Annotated in this window: 18 protein-coding genes; 11 read left to right on the top strand and 7 right to left on the bottom strand. The window is 69.6% G+C overall.

Annotated elements, in window-relative coordinates:
* Window positions 1-33: 33 nt before the first annotated feature.
* On the bottom strand, window positions 34-930 hold the full coding sequence (locus ACNYC2_RS10950; protein WP_419707038.1) for an SDR family oxidoreductase: 897 nt from the start codon (window positions 928-930) through the stop codon (window positions 34-36).
* Between the two features lie 96 nt (window positions 931-1,026).
* On the opposite strand from ACNYC2_RS10950, the gene ACNYC2_RS10945 reads away from it, so the two are divergent.
* Window positions 1,027-1,596 (top strand): TetR/AcrR family transcriptional regulator, encoded by a 570-nt coding sequence (locus ACNYC2_RS10945; protein ID WP_419707037.1) that lies wholly within the window; start codon window positions 1,027-1,029, stop codon window positions 1,594-1,596.
* Here ACNYC2_RS10945 and ACNYC2_RS10940 read toward each other — a convergent pair.
* Both ACNYC2_RS10940 and ACNYC2_RS10935 read right to left on the bottom strand, forming a co-directional pair.
* Window positions 1,583-1,969 carry a VOC family protein gene (locus ACNYC2_RS10940; RefSeq protein WP_419707036.1) on the bottom strand — a complete coding sequence of 129 codons (387 nt, stop codon included), beginning with the start codon at window positions 1,967-1,969 and terminating at the stop codon, window positions 1,583-1,585. The genes ACNYC2_RS10945 and ACNYC2_RS10940 overlap by 14 nt on opposite strands.
* 118 nt (window positions 1,970-2,087) lie before the next feature.
* On the bottom strand, window positions 2,088-2,492 hold the full coding sequence (locus tag ACNYC2_RS10935; RefSeq protein WP_419707035.1) for a nuclear transport factor 2 family protein: 405 nt from the start codon (window positions 2,490-2,492) through the stop codon (window positions 2,088-2,090).
* A 133-nt stretch (window positions 2,493-2,625) separates the two neighbouring features.
* On the opposite strand from ACNYC2_RS10935, the gene ACNYC2_RS10930 reads away from it, so the two are divergent.
* Window positions 2,626-2,964, top strand: a complete 339-nt coding sequence (locus ACNYC2_RS10930; protein WP_419707034.1) for an Imm51 family immunity protein — start codon at window positions 2,626-2,628, stop codon at window positions 2,962-2,964.
* Between the two features lie 26 nt (window positions 2,965-2,990).
* Here ACNYC2_RS10930 and ACNYC2_RS10925 read toward each other — a convergent pair whose 3' ends face one another.
* Entirely contained in the window at window positions 2,991-3,779 is a 789-nt protein-coding gene (locus ACNYC2_RS10925) for a DUF4240 domain-containing protein (protein ID WP_419707033.1), read from the bottom strand.
* Between the two features lie 117 nt (window positions 3,780-3,896).
* Between ACNYC2_RS10925 and ACNYC2_RS10920 the strand changes: the two genes are divergently transcribed.
* The 3 genes from ACNYC2_RS10920 (at window position 3,897) to ACNYC2_RS10910 (ending at window position 5,508) form a co-directional block, all read left to right on the top strand.
* The gene (locus ACNYC2_RS10920) at window positions 3,897-4,283 is read left to right on the top strand and encodes a hypothetical protein (protein WP_419707032.1); all 387 of its coding nucleotides are present in this window, start codon (window positions 3,897-3,899) and stop codon (window positions 4,281-4,283) included.
* Entirely contained in the window at window positions 4,280-4,588 is a 309-nt protein-coding gene (locus ACNYC2_RS10915; RefSeq protein WP_419707031.1) for a hypothetical protein, read from the top strand. The genes ACNYC2_RS10920 and ACNYC2_RS10915 overlap by 4 nt, the downstream gene beginning before the upstream one ends.
* A gap of 182 nt (window positions 4,589-4,770) precedes the next feature.
* The gene (locus tag ACNYC2_RS10910; protein ID WP_419707030.1) at window positions 4,771-5,508 is read left to right on the top strand and encodes a hypothetical protein; all 738 of its coding nucleotides are present in this window, start codon (window positions 4,771-4,773) and stop codon (window positions 5,506-5,508) included.
* Window positions 5,509-5,657: 149 nt separating this feature from the next.
* On the opposite strand, the gene ACNYC2_RS10905 is transcribed toward ACNYC2_RS10910, so the two are convergent.
* Window positions 5,658-6,284: a TetR/AcrR family transcriptional regulator gene (locus ACNYC2_RS10905; protein ID WP_419707029.1), complete on the bottom strand. Its 627-nt coding sequence runs from the start codon at window positions 6,282-6,284 to the stop codon at window positions 5,658-5,660.
* 146 nt (window positions 6,285-6,430) lie between these two features.
* On the opposite strand from ACNYC2_RS10905, the gene ACNYC2_RS10900 reads away from it, so the two are divergent.
* Window positions 6,431-7,270 carry an alpha/beta hydrolase gene (locus ACNYC2_RS10900; protein WP_419707028.1) on the top strand — a complete coding sequence of 280 codons (840 nt, stop codon included), beginning with the start codon at window positions 6,431-6,433 and terminating at the stop codon, window positions 7,268-7,270.
* Between the two features lie 136 nt (window positions 7,271-7,406).
* Complete coding sequence (gene nhaA, locus ACNYC2_RS10895; RefSeq protein WP_419707027.1) at window positions 7,407-9,293, top strand: Na+/H+ antiporter NhaA; 1,887 nt, start codon at window positions 7,407-7,409, stop codon at window positions 9,291-9,293.
* Window positions 9,294-9,303: 10 nt separating this feature from the next.
* Here nhaA and ACNYC2_RS10890 read toward each other — a convergent pair whose 3' ends face one another.
* Both ACNYC2_RS10890 and ACNYC2_RS10885 read right to left on the bottom strand, forming a co-directional pair.
* Window positions 9,304-10,761 carry an NAD-dependent succinate-semialdehyde dehydrogenase gene (locus tag ACNYC2_RS10890; RefSeq protein ID WP_419707026.1) on the bottom strand — a complete coding sequence of 486 codons (1,458 nt, stop codon included), beginning with the start codon at window positions 10,759-10,761 and terminating at the stop codon, window positions 9,304-9,306.
* A gap of 40 nt (window positions 10,762-10,801) precedes the next feature.
* Window positions 10,802-11,821: an alcohol dehydrogenase catalytic domain-containing protein gene (locus tag ACNYC2_RS10885; RefSeq protein WP_419707025.1), complete on the bottom strand. Its 1,020-nt coding sequence runs from the start codon at window positions 11,819-11,821 to the stop codon at window positions 10,802-10,804.
* 366 nt (window positions 11,822-12,187) lie between these two features.
* Between ACNYC2_RS10885 and ACNYC2_RS10880 the strand changes: the two genes are divergently transcribed.
* From ACNYC2_RS10880 to ACNYC2_RS10865, 4 genes are all read left to right on the top strand, one after another.
* The gene (locus ACNYC2_RS10880; RefSeq protein WP_419707818.1) at window positions 12,188-14,068 is read left to right on the top strand and encodes an amidohydrolase; all 1,881 of its coding nucleotides are present in this window, start codon (window positions 12,188-12,190) and stop codon (window positions 14,066-14,068) included.
* 113 nt (window positions 14,069-14,181) lie between these two features.
* Window positions 14,182-14,850, top strand: coding sequence for a hydrolase (locus ACNYC2_RS10875; RefSeq protein ID WP_419707024.1), 669 nt, complete (start codon window positions 14,182-14,184; stop codon window positions 14,848-14,850).
* 38 nt (window positions 14,851-14,888) lie between these two features.
* The gene (locus ACNYC2_RS10870; RefSeq protein WP_419707023.1) at window positions 14,889-15,398 is read left to right on the top strand and encodes a DoxX family protein; all 510 of its coding nucleotides are present in this window, start codon (window positions 14,889-14,891) and stop codon (window positions 15,396-15,398) included.
* Between the two features lies 1 nt (window position 15,399).
* On the top strand, window positions 15,400-16,596 hold the full coding sequence (locus ACNYC2_RS10865) for an MFS transporter (protein ID WP_419707022.1): 1,197 nt from the start codon (window positions 15,400-15,402) through the stop codon (window positions 16,594-16,596).
* The last annotated feature ends 92 nt before the right edge of the window (window positions 16,597-16,688 follow it).

Below are 16,688 nucleotides of genomic sequence, written 5' to 3'. Positions count from 1 at the left end.
ACGGCGAGTCGACGGCGCGGTCCGGGCGGTGCGTCAGCGCGACATGTAGGCACCTGCGGCGATGTCCTCGACGAGCGTCGGGCCGGACGGCGCCCAGCCCAGCAGCTCGCGGGTGGCCCCGCTCACCGCGGACATCTCCGCACCGAAGAAACCGCCGATCCAGCCGAAGTGGCTCGCCGCGTCGTCCGGCGCGACCGAGGCCGCCGGGAGATCGAGCGCCCGGCCGATCGCCTCAGCGATCTCGCGGGTGGGCACCCCCTCCTCGGCGACGGCGTGCAGCCGCGCCCCGGCGGGCGCCTTGGCCAGGGCGAGGGCGACGAGCCGCGCGGCGTCGGACCGGTGCACGGCCGCCCACCGGTTCGTGCCGTCGCCCGGGTATCCCGAAAAACCGTGCCGCTTCGCGGCCGCCGTGATGACGTCGATGAACCCGTGGTCGCCGGCGCCGTGCACCGTCGGAGCGAACCGCAGGCTGACCACCCGGACGCCGCGGTCGACGAACTCCAGCGCGAGGTTCTCGGCGCCGCCGCGCGGCGAGTCGGGGCCGTGGTGCGGGGACGCGTCGCCCTCGGTGGCGGGCCGGCCCTGGGCCATCCCGGCGATCCCCGATGCGAGCAGGAACGGGCGGTCCGTGCCCGCCAACGTGTCCCCGAAGGTCTGCACGGCGGCGCGCTCGGCCGCGTTCGACACGGCCGGGTTCGTGAAGTCGTGCTTGTTCGCGAGGTGCAGCACCGCCTCGGCGGCGTCCGCGCCACGGCGCAGGCCGTCGAGGTCGTCCAGGTCGCCGCGCTGGACGCGGACGCCCTTCGCCTCGAGGGCCGACGCCGCGGCGTCGGACCGGGCGAGGGCCGTGACGGAGTGCCCGTCGGCGAGCAGCTCGTCGACCGCGGCGGAGCCGATCCAGCCGGATGCTCCGGTGACGAAGACATGCATGATGGAACCCTTCCGAGTGATGTCAGTGACTGTCGTCAGCCACTGACATCACCGTACACACCATGTCAGCGGCTGTCATCACCTAGACTCGGCGCCATGGTCCGATGGCAGCCCGGCACGCGCGAGCGACTTCAGGAGGCCGCGCTGGAGCTCTTCGCCCGTCGCGGCTACGAGCAGACGACGGCGGCGGAGATTGCGCAGTCCGTCGGCCTCACGGAGCGGACGTTCTTCCGCCACTTCAGCGACAAGCGCGAGGTGCTGTTCCAGGGCCAGGAACTGCTGCTCGCCGCCTTCCTCGACGGGATGTCGGCCGCCCCGGACGACGCGCCGCCGGTGGAGCTCATCGGCGCGGCGCTGGAGTCGGTGGCCGCCTTCTTCCCCGACGACCGGCGCGACCGCTCCCGGCTGCGGCAGTCGGTGATCGACCAGCACCCGGCGCTGCAGGAACGCGAACGGCACAAGCTCTCCACGCTCGCGACGGCGATCGGCGACGCCCTACGGACGCGGGGCGTTCCGGAGCCGGCGGCGACCCTGGCGGCCGAGTCGGCGATCACGGTGTTCAGCGTGTCCTTCGCCCAGTGGATCCGGGCGGGCGAGGAACGTTCGATCGCAGAGATCGAGCGGGCCGCGCTGGCCGAGCTCCGGGGCCTGGTCAGTCCTCGATGAGCGCGATGACGTTGCCTGCCGGGTCCGCGATCCAGCCGATCGTCGGGCCCTGGGACGGGTCGGTGCTGCGGGCGATCCCGCGCTCGTCCTGGTCGAAGTCGGGGTAGCGGATCAGGCTCACCCCTGCCTCCTCCAGCTCCGTCACCGCCTCGTCGATGTTCGGCACCACCAGGTTGAGCACCGTGTACGACGCCGGTGCGTGCGCCTCGCCCTTGCCGTAGACGAACACGGACGATCCCTCGGTGAGGTCGATCTCGAGCGCGCCCATGGCGTTGTCGCGCACGGTCAGGCCAAGGGTGTCGCGGTAGAAGTGGCGGGCGGCGTCGAGGTCGTCGACCGAGAAGCCGCTGAAGCTGCGGAGCGTGGTGACCATGATGAGTTCCTTTCCTCGGACCAGTCCTATGGCGGACGACGGTGCTGGGCGGAAGTCATCGGTGGTTGCTCGCCTGAACTGCGGTCACCGTTCCTGCGAGGCTCCGCCGGGTAGTGGACTACTCCTCGGCCGGGGCGGCACCGTCGGCGACGAACGCGGCATGCGCTGCGACGACCTTCCACCCTGCTTGGTCGTCGCGTGTCCAGGTCCGGGTGTAACGCATCCGGGCGGTCAAACGCTCACCGCCGAAGGTGCCTTCGAGAGTGCCGAGGAACCAGGTGACCCCGGTGCCGGCAGTCACCAGCACCCTGAGGTCCTCTTCGTCGACGCGACTCATCACCTGAAAACCGGATGCGTGTGCCTGCAGGTCGTCCTTCTTCGACAGGACGCTCCCGTCCGGCCCGGTGAACAGAGCCGCGTCCTCGATCAGGCTGTCCAGGGCGTCGACGTCGGACGCGAGCTGGGCGGCCTGCAGGCGCCTCTCCGTTGCACGGAGGCCTTCAGTGTGGTCAGCGATCGTCATGGACACAGCGTGTCGAGCGAACATGCCTCCCCACCAGGAGATTCGCTCATGGCAGATGCCGACCCCAAGGTGGGCGAGCAGCGTCCGATCGTCGAGCGCAGCAGTGTCGGTCACCGGTGCTAGGTTCCGGCACATGACGGTATCGAAGCTGGTAGAGACCACCCCCGGTAAGTTCTCGTTGCTGCTGAACGCCGGGACGACACCGGTCGACGCGCTCGTCGAGGAGCTCGGGCACGAGCCGAACGGATACTTCTGGGAGGGCGTCGCGCGCAGACTGGTCGCTACCGAGGCCCCTTCGCTCGAGAGCCGGTTCCGCTACGACCCGGAGGGCGACATGTTCTGCGCCTACGGCGAGGACCGAGCCGCGCTGGAAGCGTTGGGTGAGCTGATGGATGCTGTCGCCATGGACGGCAGCAGGATGCGGAACCTGGTCGCGGCAGCAGACGCGGACGGGTTCGACTTCGACGACTGATCGGCGACGCCGTCGCAAGCATTTCGTCACGAGTCGTTGTCGTGCCCCATCTCCCAGAAGGGCCGACCCCAACCCGGAACGAAGTGCTTGTTGCTCAGCTCCGGCGCTGCGGCGGCCGCACGGCCGTCTGCCAGGCCGCTCTGATAGTCGAAGAGCGTCGCCCGCTCGGCTCCTGGCGCTGGCTCCGCCGGAGCCAGCGGAGGTGCTGCCGTCCGTGGCTCGAACCTCTGCGGGAAGCGCTCCGCCAGGCGTGGCAAGCGTGCGCGGGTCGCATCGGCGTCATGCAGGATCGAGGGCTCGCCCGATGGCGGTCTCACTGGCGAGACCGAACGCTGCTCGAACGCCTGGGCCGCGTCCCAGAACTCGTCCCGGTCCTCCGTACCCGCCACCCGCAGCCATGCGTCCGCGACGCAAGAGGTGATCGACTCGAACGCGATCGGGACGCGATCCCCCGAGCCATCAGCGCTTCCCCTCACCAGAGCGGTCCGCAAGTGCTCGACAAGTGAGTCCGGGTCAGCGATCACGGCCTCGAACGGCTCACGGCCGAGCAGGATCAGACCGTCGCGGAAGTCCATGAAGCTGTCGTCGCTGATGTACCCCTCGGTCAGGAACATCGCGGCCTCCATGGCAGGGACGTCCGCTAGGCCGGCCAGATCACCCGCCACGGCGCCGAATGCCAGAATCTCGTCGGCAGTCAGCCGGTCTGCGATGACGTCCACTACACAGCTGGACAGGGCTTCGTCGTCGGCTACGTCCGTCACCTCCGCACGGTCGCGCATCTCGCCGACCAACCGCCAGAACGTCTCCAGGTCCATGCACCGAACCGTAGCGCTGGGGTACGACACAGCAGGCCGTGGACCTCCCCCGCGTCGCCGAACTGTCCGGCCTACGTCTCGGAGCGCTGGATCGGGTCGTCCCGCTACGGTTCAGCTGTGGAACACTCGAGCGCCTCGGAGGCGCTACCGCGGCCGCTGACGCCGCATGAGCGCGCGATCCTCGACCAGCTGCTCGGCGGCGACTTTCCCGGCGCAGCAGAGTTCCGCGTCCAGGCCGAGCATGTCCGGGTGGTCGCGATGTGCGGTTGCGGCTGCGACTCGTACGATGTGGGACTCACCGACCCGGACGTCCCACGAGCCGATCTTCCGAACGGACCGATTGCCCAGGAGCTCGCGGTCACGGAACCGGACGGAACGTACTACGGCTCGATCATCTTGCTCGCCCACGACGGCGTTCTCTCCTGCCTCGACTTCCACACGTGGGACGACCGTCCCCTCTCGGGACTGCCGCCCATGGAGCACCTGTCCGTGGTTCCGCGATGAGCCAGGTACCGCTGCGCGTGAGCGTCTTGCTGTCCGTCCAGCGGGCGCTCTGGGAGAGAGTGACACCAGGACTGCGTGGTGTCACGGTAACGGTCTCGAGCACGGCCGTGAGCGGCCGGATGATCTTCGATCACGTACCGACGGACGACGACGTCGAGGACTGCTCGCTCGTCGAGACCCACATCATCGCCGACATGCTGCCCGAGATCACCGTCACTCTGGCCCCCGTCGGCATCGAACCACCCGCACCGCGCGACCTATTTTCCGGCGAAGAGTGGGTCTACCTGCGCAAGGAGCCGCACTAAGCGTGGACGTACCCGCTCGATGTGGTCGCTGGAGCGAGGCCGGAAACCAGAGACGATCCCTCGGGCGGGGGCGTACGTGCTGCCGAGCTGTCGACAGACCTCGATCACTGCGAGCCCGCTCAGCGGTACCGCTAGAACCTCCGGGACAGGGGCTGCCGTAAGCGCCTGGCAGGATGCGCGGCATGACACCGCGTCTTCAGAGAGCGCTGGACGAGGTCGACCGCGTGTTCGGCGACTTCACCTGCGCTGCGGACAATCCATGTACGCACTGCTACGGCGACGACGGCGTGCCGGAGCTAGAAGTTTCCGGTGCGCAGATCGACCGAGCCACGCTCAGCTCGCTGGCGTACGAGGCACCAAGCATCCTCGCGGACCACGACGCGATGGTCCGTCGAATCCTGCCCCAGGTCGCACGCGGCATGGCCGACGGGACGGTGCACAGCTTCTGGAATGAGGCGGATCATCACTGCCTGACACGCTGTGGCTGGCACGGTTGGCCTGCGCCGCAACCGGACGTGATCACAGAGTTCGTTGCCGCCTGGTGGGCGGACCTGATCACCACACCCGAGCCGCATCACAGCGTCACCGACGCCTTCATAACGTTCGCCGCCCTGACCGGTGACGTCGGCGCGGCCTTGGCCGCCTGGCCCGATCACGCGGTCGCGAACCGCCATCTCGCGACGGCGAGCAGCTTCTGGCTGAACGTTCTCGTACACGACGACGAGCCGTTCGACCTCCTGCTGGCGGGTGGGCCGGCACCGGTCGTGCAGGTCTTGTCCGGCTGGTACATCGACGTCGGGGCCGACCGGCTTCGACGCACCGACGAGGAGCTGGCGGACAAAGTCGCTCTGCTCACCCTGCCCGTCGCGGAGCGCATGAGCCGGCTCTACGGCGCGACCTTGCCCGAGACGCCAGCTTGACCAGCTGCTGAGCCTGGTCGACCAGATGCCCCACCTGCCCTGCCCCACCTGCCCTACGACGTCGAGATCGACCCCCAAGGACTTGGTCCACTGGCGTGAGATCGGCGAAGCACTCAAGGCACTTGAAGTGCCCGGGGACGGCGCCTCCCTCAGACCGTGGGGCTAGCTTCGTCCGGATCGAGCCCCGCGGCCTGGCGGGCCGCGCCGACGAAGGCGACGCGCACCGTGTCCCACCCGTCGAGGTAGCCGCCCACGAGGGCGGCGTCGCGCAGCAGCACGAGCTGCCCCGCCCGCGTGACCGGGTCGTCGGCCCCCACCGCCGTCACAACCTGCTCGAGCGAGCCGCGGAACCAGGCGCGGTGCTGGTCCACGGCGCGTCGGACCCGGCTGCCGGTGTTCGGGTACTCGACGGCGGCGTTGATGAACGGGCAGCCGCGGGTGTGGTGGCGCGCGACGTCGTCGGCGATGCCGTCGACGAGCATCTCGGCGAGCGTGATCGGGTCGTCGGTCGCCGCCCGCGCTGCGTCGAACATGCCGCGGATGTTCGCGTCCTCCACCCCGAGGTAGGCCTCCACGAGGTCCTCCTTGCTCGGGAAGTGCCGGTAGAAGGTGGCCCGCGTGACGCCGGCCTCGGCGATGATCCGGTCCACGCCGACCACGTGGATACCTTCGGCGTAGAACAGCTCGGACGCGGTGCGCAACAGCCGCTCGCGCGCCTCCGAGCCGCCGTCGGGGGTCTTGCGCGGAGCGCGGGAGGCCGTGGTCCTGGGTGCCATGTCAGTCAGCATAGAACGATCTTTCTCCTTAGCCATTGACGCCCGACCTGTGCGGGCGTACCTTCGGGAACAACAGAGATAGAACGATCGTTCTTCCTGGCGACGACGGGCCGCATCCGGTCCGCGAGAACTGAGGAGCAGCACCCATGAGCGCCACCGACGAGACCACCACCGGCAAGCGACCGATCGTCCTGATCCACGGCCTCTGGATGACCCCGGCAAGCTGGGACACCTGGGCCGAACGCTTCCGCGCCGCCGGCCACGAGGTGATCGTCCCGGGCTGGCCCGGCATCGACGACCGCAGCGTGCAGGACGTGCGCTCCGACCCCGAGCCGCTCAAGGGCATCGGCCTGAAGCAGATCACCGACCACTACGAGCGCATCATCCGTGCCCTGCCGGTCAAGCCGATCATCATGGGCCACTCCTTCGGCGGCGTCATCACGCAGATGCTCGCCGACCGCGGCCTCGGTGCCGCCTACGTGGGCGTCGCACCGGCGCAGACGGCGGGCATCACCGTGCTCCCGGCCTCCACACTGCGCACCGGCCTGCCCATCCTGTCCAACCCGTTCGGCCGCAACGGCGCCAAGCCGATCTCCAAGGCCCACTTCCACTTCACCTTCGGCAACGACCTCCCCCGCGCCGCGTCCGACGCCCTCTGGGAGCAGTTCGCGGTCCCGTCCTACAACCGGGTGCTCTTCGAGGGCGTGGCGTCGACCATGAACGAGAAGGGCGGCGTCACCCACGTCGACTACGCCCGCGCCGACCGCGCACCGCTCCTGGTGATCACCGGCGGCATCGACCACGTGGCCCCGCCGACCATCGGCAAGGCGATCGTCGCGAAGTACCGCGCGTCAGGCAGCCCGGCCGTGGTCGAGTACTTGGAGTACGACGGCCGCACGCACCGGCTCGTCTCCCAGCCGGGCTGGGAGGAGATCGCGGACCACGCACTCACCTGGGCCACTACCCACTCCGTGGTCACCGCATAGGGACCACCTGGCCACAGGGATCAACCTCTCGTCAATTGCGGCTCCACCGTGCGTCCAGAACGGATCCGTACCGTTCAGGAGCACCACAGGAGCACCCCCGTGCACTCGTGGTTGATGGCCGGAGGATGGAGTCACCATGTCGTTGCCCGTGGTCATCGATCAGTCGCCAGATCCCGAGCATCCCGACCAGGGGCGGGACATCGCGCCGTCCATCGCTGCGTGGGTCAGGGCGATGGGGCCCAGCCGGACCGGAGCGCTGCTGCTGGTGGCAGGCACGGTGCTGGCGATCGTCTGGGCGAATGTCTCGCACGAGACGTATGAGGCGTTCTGGGACACCCGCATGACGATCGGCGTGGCCGACCTGAACCTGGACTTCACGTTGCACGCCCTGGTCAATGACGCCCTGATGGCGGTGTTCTTCTTCACCGTCGGTCTGGAGGTGCGCCGGGAGTTCTCGATCGGCGAGCTGACCACGTGGCACCGTGCGGTCGTCCCGGTCGTGGCTGCGGTCTGCGGCCTGCTGGTGCCGAGCCTGCTGTATGTCCTGATCGCCCGGGGCTCCGGCTGGGAGAGCGCGTGGGGTGTGGTCATCTCCACCGATACCGCCTTCCTGGTCGGGGGCCTGGCCCTGGTCGGTCCGCGTGCTTCGGGCCGACTCCGCATCTTCCTGCTGGCGCTGGCCGTGGTCGACGACATCGGGGCGCTGAGCATCATCGCCCTGGTCTACACCGAGAACTTCAGCCCCCAGCCCCTGCTGATCGCCGCGGTGGGCCTCGTGGGGATCTGGTTCACGCGCTACGTGCCGACCGGGCGCGGACCGATCTACGCGACGCTGTCCATCATCGTGTGGTTCGCCTTCCTCGCCTCGGGGGTGCACCCCACACTCGCCGGCGTCGCGATCGCGCTGCTGGTTCCCGTGTACCGCCCGAGCAGGCGCGAGGTGGAGCACGCACTGGCCCTGGCGCGCACGTTCCGGCAGTCCCCGACCACGCAGTACGCGCGTGCCGCCGCCAACAGCCTGCGCGAGTCGATCTCGATCAACGAGCGGCTCCAGTCCGCGTACGCGCCGTACGTCTCGTTCGTCATCCTGCCGGTCTTCGCCCTCGCCAACGCCGGGGTCCAGATCTCGAGCGAGGTCCTCGCAGCGGCTGCCGGCTCTCCCGTCACCTGGGGGATCGTGATCGCGCTGGTGGGGGGCAAGTTCGTCGGCGTCTTCGGGTCGACCGTGCTCGTGCGGGACCTGGGCCTGGGCGAGCTGGGTCCCGGGCTCAGCTCCAGCCGCTTGGCTGGTGGCGCGGCCTTGTGCGGCGTCGGGTTCACGCTCTCGCTGTTCATCGTCGACCTGGCGATCTCCGACCCGGCGGTGCAGAACGAGGCACGCGTCGGTGTGCTGCTGGCCTCGGTGCTCGCTTTCGGCATCGCGGCGCTGATCTTTCGGGCGACCGAACGTTCCCCGCGCGAGATGGAGGTCGGTCAGGTCCTGCAGCGACCGGTCGACCCCGCGCGGGACCATGTCTACGGCCCGGTCGACGCGCCGTTGACGCTGGTCGAGTACGGCGACTTCCAGTGCGGTTTCTGCCTCAAGACGGCCGGCACGATCCAGGAGGTCGTCCAGGAGCTCGGCGGGCGCCTGCGGTACGTCTGGCGGCACGCGCCCCTGGTGCACTACCACCCCAACGCCGTCGCCGCGGCCGAGGCAGCCGAGGCGGCCGCGATGCAGGGCAAGTTCTTCGAGTTCGAGCGTGCGCTGTTCGTCGACCAGGAGCACCAGCAACCCGCCGACATCCTGCGCCGCGCCGAGGAGCTCGGCCTCGACCTCGTGCGGTTCGAGAAGGACCTGACGTCCTCGGCCGTCGCGGCCCGGGTGCGAGACGACATGCTCGACGCCGAGGCCATGGACATCACGGCCGTTCCGACCCTCTTCGTCAACGGCCGCCGCCACACCGCGCCCCACGACGCCCGGTCCCTGATCCTCGCGCTCGAGGCCGACACGGAGCCGGCCGGGGACCGGCCCAGTCCTTGATGACCCGCACTCAGGAAGGGATCAGCGTGTACTTCGTCGAGAGGTATTCGTGGATACCCTCGGTGCCTCCCTCGCGGCCAAGGCCGGAGTGCTTCACACCTCCGAAGGGAGCCGCGGCGTCGGAGACGATGCCCGCGTTCAGCCCCATCATGCCCGTGTCGAGCCGGTCGATCATCCGCTGGCCGCGCGCGAGGTCGGTCGTGTAGACGTAGGAGACCAGTCCGTACTCGGTGCCGTTCGCCAGACGCACGGCGTCGTCCTCCGTCTCGAACTCGACCACGGTGACGACCGGCCCGAAGATCTCCTCGCGCAGGATCTCGGCGTCGGCGGGCACGGCGGAGAGCACGGTGGGCTCGTAGAACGTGCCCGGCCCGTCGATGGTCCGGCCGCCGGCAAGGAGAGCTGCGCCCCGGCCCACCGCGTCCCGCACCAGCGCGTCCGCCTTGTCGACGGCCTTCTGATCGATCAGCGGCCCGATGCTCACGTCCTTCTCGGTCCCGCGGCCGACCTTCATCACGCGCACGCGCTCCGCCATCCGTTCGGCGAAGGCGGTGGCAACCGAGCGCTGGACGAGGAACCGGTTGGCCGCCGTACAGGCCTGTCCGGTATTGCGGAACTTCGCGAGAACGGCTCCCTCGACGGCGCGATCGAGATCGGCGTCCTCGAAGACCACGAACGGCGCGTTGCCACCGAGCTCCATCGAGGTGCGCAGGATGCCGTCGGCTGCCTGCCGCAGCAGCGTGCGGCCCACCTCGGTGGACCCGGTGAAGCTGACCTTGCGCAGGCGGGGGTCGGTGAAGATCGCCGCGGACAGGGCGCCGGAGCGGGACGTCGGAAGCACGCTCAGCACGCCGGCGGGCAGTCCCGCCTCCTGCAGCAGAGCCGCGAGATACATCGTCGTCAGCGGCGTCGCGCTCGCCGGTTTGACGATGGCGGTGCAGCCCGCGGCGAGCGCCGGCCCGATCTTGCGGGTCGCCATCGCGAGCGGGAAGTTCCACGGCGTGATGAGGAAACAGGGACCCACCGGCCGCTGGGAGACGACCATCGATCCGGTGCCGGCCGGGTTGCGCCCGTAGCGGCCGGTGATCCGTACCGCCTCCTCGCTGAACCAACGCAGGAACTCGCCACCGTAGGCGACCTCGGCGTAGGAGTCGGCGAGCGGTTTGCCCATCTCGAGCGTCATCAGCAGCGCGAGGTCGTCCTTGCGCTCCTGCAGCAGCTCAAATGCTCCGCGCAGGATCTCGCCCCGGACCCGAGGCGCGGTCGCGGACCACGCGTCCTGCGCCCCGGTGGCGGCGTCCAGGGCACGTCTGCCGTCGTCGGGCGTCGCATCGGCGATGTGCTTGATGGCCTTGCCGGTCGATGGGTCATCCACCACGAACGTCTCACCCGAGGAGGAAGCGCCCCACTCCCCCGCGATCAGCAGACCGTTCGGCACCTTGTGCAGCAGTTCGGACTCTGTGCTCATCGTCTCTTCCTCCGGATGGCCGGCCAGGTACCGCGCGGGTTCAGTAGGTCACGACGGCCTTGAACCGCAGTTCGCCGTTGATCAGGCGCTGGTATGCCTCGTCCACGCGCTCCTTGGGGAAGACCTCGATCATGGGCTTGACGTCGCCGCGGGCCACGATGTCCAACGCTTCGGCGAGGTACTCCGGGCCGTTGTGCGCGGAGCCGATGATCTCGAAGCTGTGGCCGGTCAGCGACAGTGCGGGGAACGAGAACATGTCGTCCGCGGAGATGCCCATCAGGACGATCTTGGCCCACGGTTTGAGCCCCTTGAGGGCGTCCATAGCGGGCGCGTGGGTCGGGGCGGTGTGCAGGAGAACGTCGGCGCCGCCTGCGGCACGCAGCTCGTCGCCGTTGGCCACGACGTCGTCGGCTCCCAGCTCTCGCGCGAGATCGTGCTTGCCGGGCGAGTGGGTGATCGCGATGACGTGGTAGCCGGCGGCCTTGGCGAACTGGACGCCCAGGTGGCCGACGCCGCCGACACCGAGGATGGCGACGCGCGCGCCGGGTTTTGCGTTGGCGCGGCGCAGGGCGGCCCAGACGGTGTAGCCGGCGCACACGGTGGGTGCGGCCAGCTCGTAGGAGAGCCCGTCGGGCAGCAGGATGGTGCCGTTGGCGTCGGCCGCGATGTACTCGGCCTGGCCCCCGTCCACGTTGACACCGGTCAGGATCGGTGCGACGCAGTTGTTCGCGGTGACGAAGCTGTAGGGGTGCCGGCCCCGACAGAACTCGCACCGACCGCAGGGCTTCTGCGTGATGGGCAGGCCGACCCGGTCGCCTACCCGCCGGGTCGAGACGCCCTCACCGACCGCCACCACGTCGCCGACGCCCTCGTGCCCCAGGACCAGCGGGAACGGCCGGAACGACAGCACGTTCCGCGCCAAGAGCGCGTCGGTGTAGCAGAGACCACAGGCGTGGATCTTCACGAGCACCTGGTGCGGCCCCGCCTCGGGCTTCGGGACGTCCTCCAGCCTCCAGTGGGCATCCGCCGCCGGTACGACCGCTGCCTTCATCGTTGTCATCGCTCGCTCCTTGCCTCCGGTTCGACCCAGCTCAGGGCCACGGTGGTGCCGCCCTGCGCCTGCCACTGCTCGACCGTAGGGCGGTGTAGTTGAGCGGGAGTTGACATCCGGTGGACGGACCTCCTCGACGACCCACCCGGGTCGATCGAACTGCGTGCCGGTATGGCCTTCGTCACCGCCAGCCCTGTGCCCCGGGCCAAATGCCCAGCAAGAAGGTGGCGTGCCGGCACCACTCGACAGAACGCTGCCGGAATACCCCTTGCGCAATGACTGTTAGCGAGCAAGTATCTTCCGTGCAAGACATTGGCGGACCGGACGGTCCGCCGTGACAGAGAGACAGATTGGAAGTCGATCGACTTGGCCACCATGCCTGTCGGCGGGATCACGCCCGCCGAGGTCGAACACCCGGCGGACGTCGTCGTACGCAACGCCAAGATCTACACCGGCGACCCTGACCGGCCCCAAGCGAGCGCAGTGGCGATCTCGGGCGGCAAGGTCACCGTCGTCGGGAACGACGCCGACATCCTCGGCGTCGTGGGCCCCGCGACCCAGGTCATCGACGGGCAGAACCGCCGCGTGATCCCGGGCCTGAACGACTCGCACCTGCACGTCATCCGCGGCGGGCTGAACTACGTGCTCGAGCTGCGCTGGGACGGCGTGCCCACCCTGCGGCAGGCCCTGGCGATGCTGCGGGAGCAGGTCGCCCGCACGCCGAAGGGGCAGTGGGTCCGCGTGGTCGGCGGATTCACCAAGGAGCAGTTCGCCGAGAAGCGGCTGCCGACCATCGCCGAGCTGAACGCAGCCGCCCCTGACACGCCCGTGTTCATCCTGAACCTCTACCAGTCCGCGCTGATGAACCGTGCGGCGCTCCAGGCGGCCGGGTTCACCAAGGACACCCCCGACCCCAAGGGCGGGCAGATCGTCCGTGGCCGCGGCGGTGAGCCGACCGGGATGCTGCTGGCGGCCCCGAGCGCGCTGATCCTGTACTCGACGCTGGCCAAGGCGCCGCTCCTCGGGCCCGAGGACAAGAAGAGCTCGACCCGGCAGTACCTGCGCGAGCTGAACCGCTTCGGGCTCACCTCCGCGATCGACGCGGCCGGCGGGTTCCAGAACTTCCCGGACAACTACGCCACCGTCATGGCGCTGGCCGAGGAGGGCAACCTCTCGGTCCGTATCGCCTACCACCTGTTTCCGCAGACGGTCGGCCAGGAGCTGGACGACCTCACGCGCTGGACCCAGATGGTCAAGCCCGGCGACGGCGACGAGTTCCTCCGCCTCAACGGTGCGGGCGAGAACCTGACCTGGGCGGCGGCCGACTTCGAGAACTTCAACGAGCCGCGGCCCGAGCTGGCCGCCGACTACGAGGTGGAGTTCGAGAAGGCCCTTCGGCTCCTGATGGAGAACGACTGGGGCTTCCGCCTGCACGCCACCTACGACGAGACCATCCGCCGTGACCTGGCCGTCTTCGAGCGGCTCGCGTCGGAGGGCCTGTTCCCCGGCAACAACCGCTGGTTGTTCGACCACGCCGAGACGATCAGCGGCGACAGCCTGGACCGGGTCGCCGCCCTCGGCGGTGCGATCTCCATCCAGAACCGCATGTCGTTCCAGGGCGAGGCGTTCCTGGCCCGCTACGGAGCCGGGGCGGCCGCGGAGGCACCGCCCATCCGCAAGATGCTCGACCGCGGCCTCGTGGTCGGGGCCGGCACGGACGCCACCCGCGTCTCGTCCTACAACCCGTGGGTCGCCCTGCACTGGCTGGTCACGGGCCGCACGCTGGGCAACACGCTGATCTACCCGCCGGAGAACCGGGTCAGCCGCGAGCAGGCCCTGCAGATGTACACCCAGGCCGGCGCCACACTGACGGCCGAGCAGGGCGTCAAGGGCATGCTGCGCGAGGGCTACTACGGCGACCTCGCGATCCTCTCCGACGACTACCTCACCGTCGACGAGGCCGACATCCCGCACATCGAGTCCGTCCTGACCCTCACCGGTGGCCGCGTCGTCTACGCCGCCGCCGAGTTCGAGGGGCTGGACGAGTCCCTGCCGGCCATCAGCCCGCTGTGGAGCCCGGTAGCCCACTTCGGCGGCTACCAGGCGACCCCGGCGCCCTCGCGCTCCGGCGCCCAGCAGGCCCGGCAGATCGTCGAGGCCGCAGCCGACTCCGAGCTGCAGCGCCAGTGGCACATCGCCCGTGGCGGCAGCGCACCTCGGGTCGGCGCCGGCGCCTTCGAGACCCACAACCACTGAGGCGCACCATGTTCCGCATCTTTCCCCGCAGGCGCCCCCGCCATCGCGAGGACGCCACCCCCACCACTTCGGCCGCACAGTCCGTCCGGCCGAACCCCGAAGGAGAAACAGAAGTGACCCAGCTCAACATCAACACCGTCACCGCGGGCCCCAGCGACGACCTGATCACGCCCGACAACAGCGTGTTCCTCTTCGTCGACCACCAGCCGCAGATGTTCTTCGGTGTCGGCAGCGCCGACCGCACGGCGATCATCAACTCGACCGTCGGCCTGGCCAAGGCCGCCAAGGTGTTCGGCGTGCCCACCGTGCTGACCACGGTCGCGGCCCAGTCGTTCTCCGGCAACCTGATGCCGCAGCTCGCCGAGGTCTTCCCCGGCCAGGAGATCATCGACCGCACCACGATGAACGCCTGGGAGGACCAGGCGGTCGTGGACGCGATCAAGGCCACCGGCCGCAAGAAGATCATCCTGTCGGGCCTGTGGACCGAGGTGTGCCTGGTGCTTCCGGCCCTGTCGGCCCTGGCCCAGGGCTACGAGGTCTACGTCGTGGCCGACGCCTCCGGTGGTGTCAGCACCGCGGCGCACGAGCACGCCCTGACCCGTATGGAGAAGGCCGGCGCCACCACGGTCACCTGGGTCCAGGTGCTCCTCGAGCTGCAGCGCGACTGGGCCCGTGGAGAGACCTACGCCGGTGTGTCGGAGGTCGTCAAGGCCCACGGCGGCTCGTACGGCCTGGGCATGTACTACGTCGGCGACATGACCGGCGCCAACGCTGCCGGCTGACGCCCACCACTGCCCGAGACGAGTGAAGAGACCGGACCATGAGCATCGACATCGGACTGCTGCTGCTTCGCGTGATCACCGGCGTGCTGCTGGCTGGACACGGGATGCAGAAGATCTCCTACCGCTTCGGCGGGCACGGCCTGCGGGGCGGGATCGAGGAGTTCCGGTCCGACGGGTTCCGCGGGGGCGCTGTCACGGCGCTGGCCGCGGGCCTGGGCCAGCTCGGGTCCGGTCTCTTCCTCGCCGCCGGGCTGGCCACCCCGGCGGCCGCCATGGCTGCCATCGGCGTCATGACGGTCGCCGCGACCGTCAAGGTCAAGAACGGCCTGTGGGTCCAGCACGACGGCTACGAGTTCCCCCTCGTGCTGATCACCATCGCCTCGGCGCTGGCCTTCACCGGCCCCGGCGCCTACTCGGTCGACGCCCTCCTCGGGTTCGACCACCTGGTGCCCTGGTTCGGCCTGGGCGCCATCGTCATCGGGGCCGGGGCGGGACTGACCGCGCGTCTGGTCCTGCACACCCCGAACCCTTCCCGAACGGAATCCTGACATGGCCCCTTCCGACCGCATCGGCCGCGGGACGTCCTTCGCCGTCATCGCGGCGACCTTCGCCCTGCTCACCACCGGCGGCACCATCCCCATCCCGCTGTACACCCTCTGGGGCGCCGACCTCGGTTTCGGGGCCGCGACCACGACGTGGATCTTCGCGATCTACGTCCTGGGCACCCTGCTCGCCCTGATCTTCTTCGGCGGCCTGTCCGACCAGGTCGGACGCCGCCCTCTCGCCCTCGCGGCCCTGGGCATCACCGTCGCGTCCACCCTGTTCTTCCTCTTCGCAGCCAACGTGCCGATGCTCCTGGCCGGGCGGTTCTTCAGCGGCGTCGGCGTCGGTCTGATCACCTCCGCGGCGACCGCCGCGCTGGCCGAGGTCTACCCCGGGCCGAACAAGGCCATCCCGGCCGTGGTCTCCACCGCGGCCAACATGGGCGGACTGGGCCTGGGTCCCCTGGTCGCCGGTTTCTTCGCCGAGTACCTGCCGGCGCCCAGCACCCTGATCTTCGCCGTCTTCATCACCCTGGTGGCAGCCATCACTCTGCTGACGCTGTTCGTCCCGGAGACCAACCCCCGGCGGGTGGCCAAGATCAGCTGGGCGCCCCGGGTCGGGGTGCCTCGCGCGGCCCGGTCCATCTACCTGCGCTCGGCTGTCGCGGTCTTCCCCACCTTCACCCTGCTCGGGCTGTTCTCCAGCCTGACCCCCCGCTTCATCCGCGAGACCCTGGACGTGGACAACCTCCTGGTCGCCGGTCTTGCCACGTTCATCCTGTTCGAGGTCGGCGTCACCGCCCAGCTCGTGTTCCGCGGCCGGGAGCCGCGCTGGTCGATCCTGCGCGGCCTGCCCCTGCTGATCCTCTCCCTGGGCCTGGTCCTGACCGGGTTCCTGCTGGCGAACCTCGCTCTCTTCGGGCTCGGCACCGTCATCGGCGGTGTGGGCGCAGGGCTCAGCTTCCTGGGTGGCCTCGGTCAGCTCAGCCGAGCAGTACCGCACGAGAGCCACGCCAAGTCGGTCGCCGCCTACTTCATCGCCGCGCAGAGCGGCCTCGCCGTGCCCGTCCTGACCATCGGCGCTCTGAGCGGCCCGTTGGGGCTGACCGGCGCCACCACCGCGGTCATCGGCGTCGTGCTCGTCCTGGCCGTGGCCGCGCTCGTGGTCAATGCCCGAACCCCGCGACCGGTCGGCAACGGCTGACCGTCCACCGCGAAGCTGAGCGCTCGCCCACAACCAGCGCGGGGCACGGCGTGAGGTGGGTCACGAGTGCCGGACCTGGCAATCATCTTCCG

Source organism: Promicromonospora sp. NFX87 (genome assembly GCF_048564965.1).
Classification (GTDB): Bacteria; Actinomycetota; Actinomycetes; order Actinomycetales; family Cellulomonadaceae; genus Promicromonospora.
The sequence above is the reverse complement of the archived record's forward strand: the minus strand, read 5'-3'. Positions and strand labels throughout refer to the sequence as shown.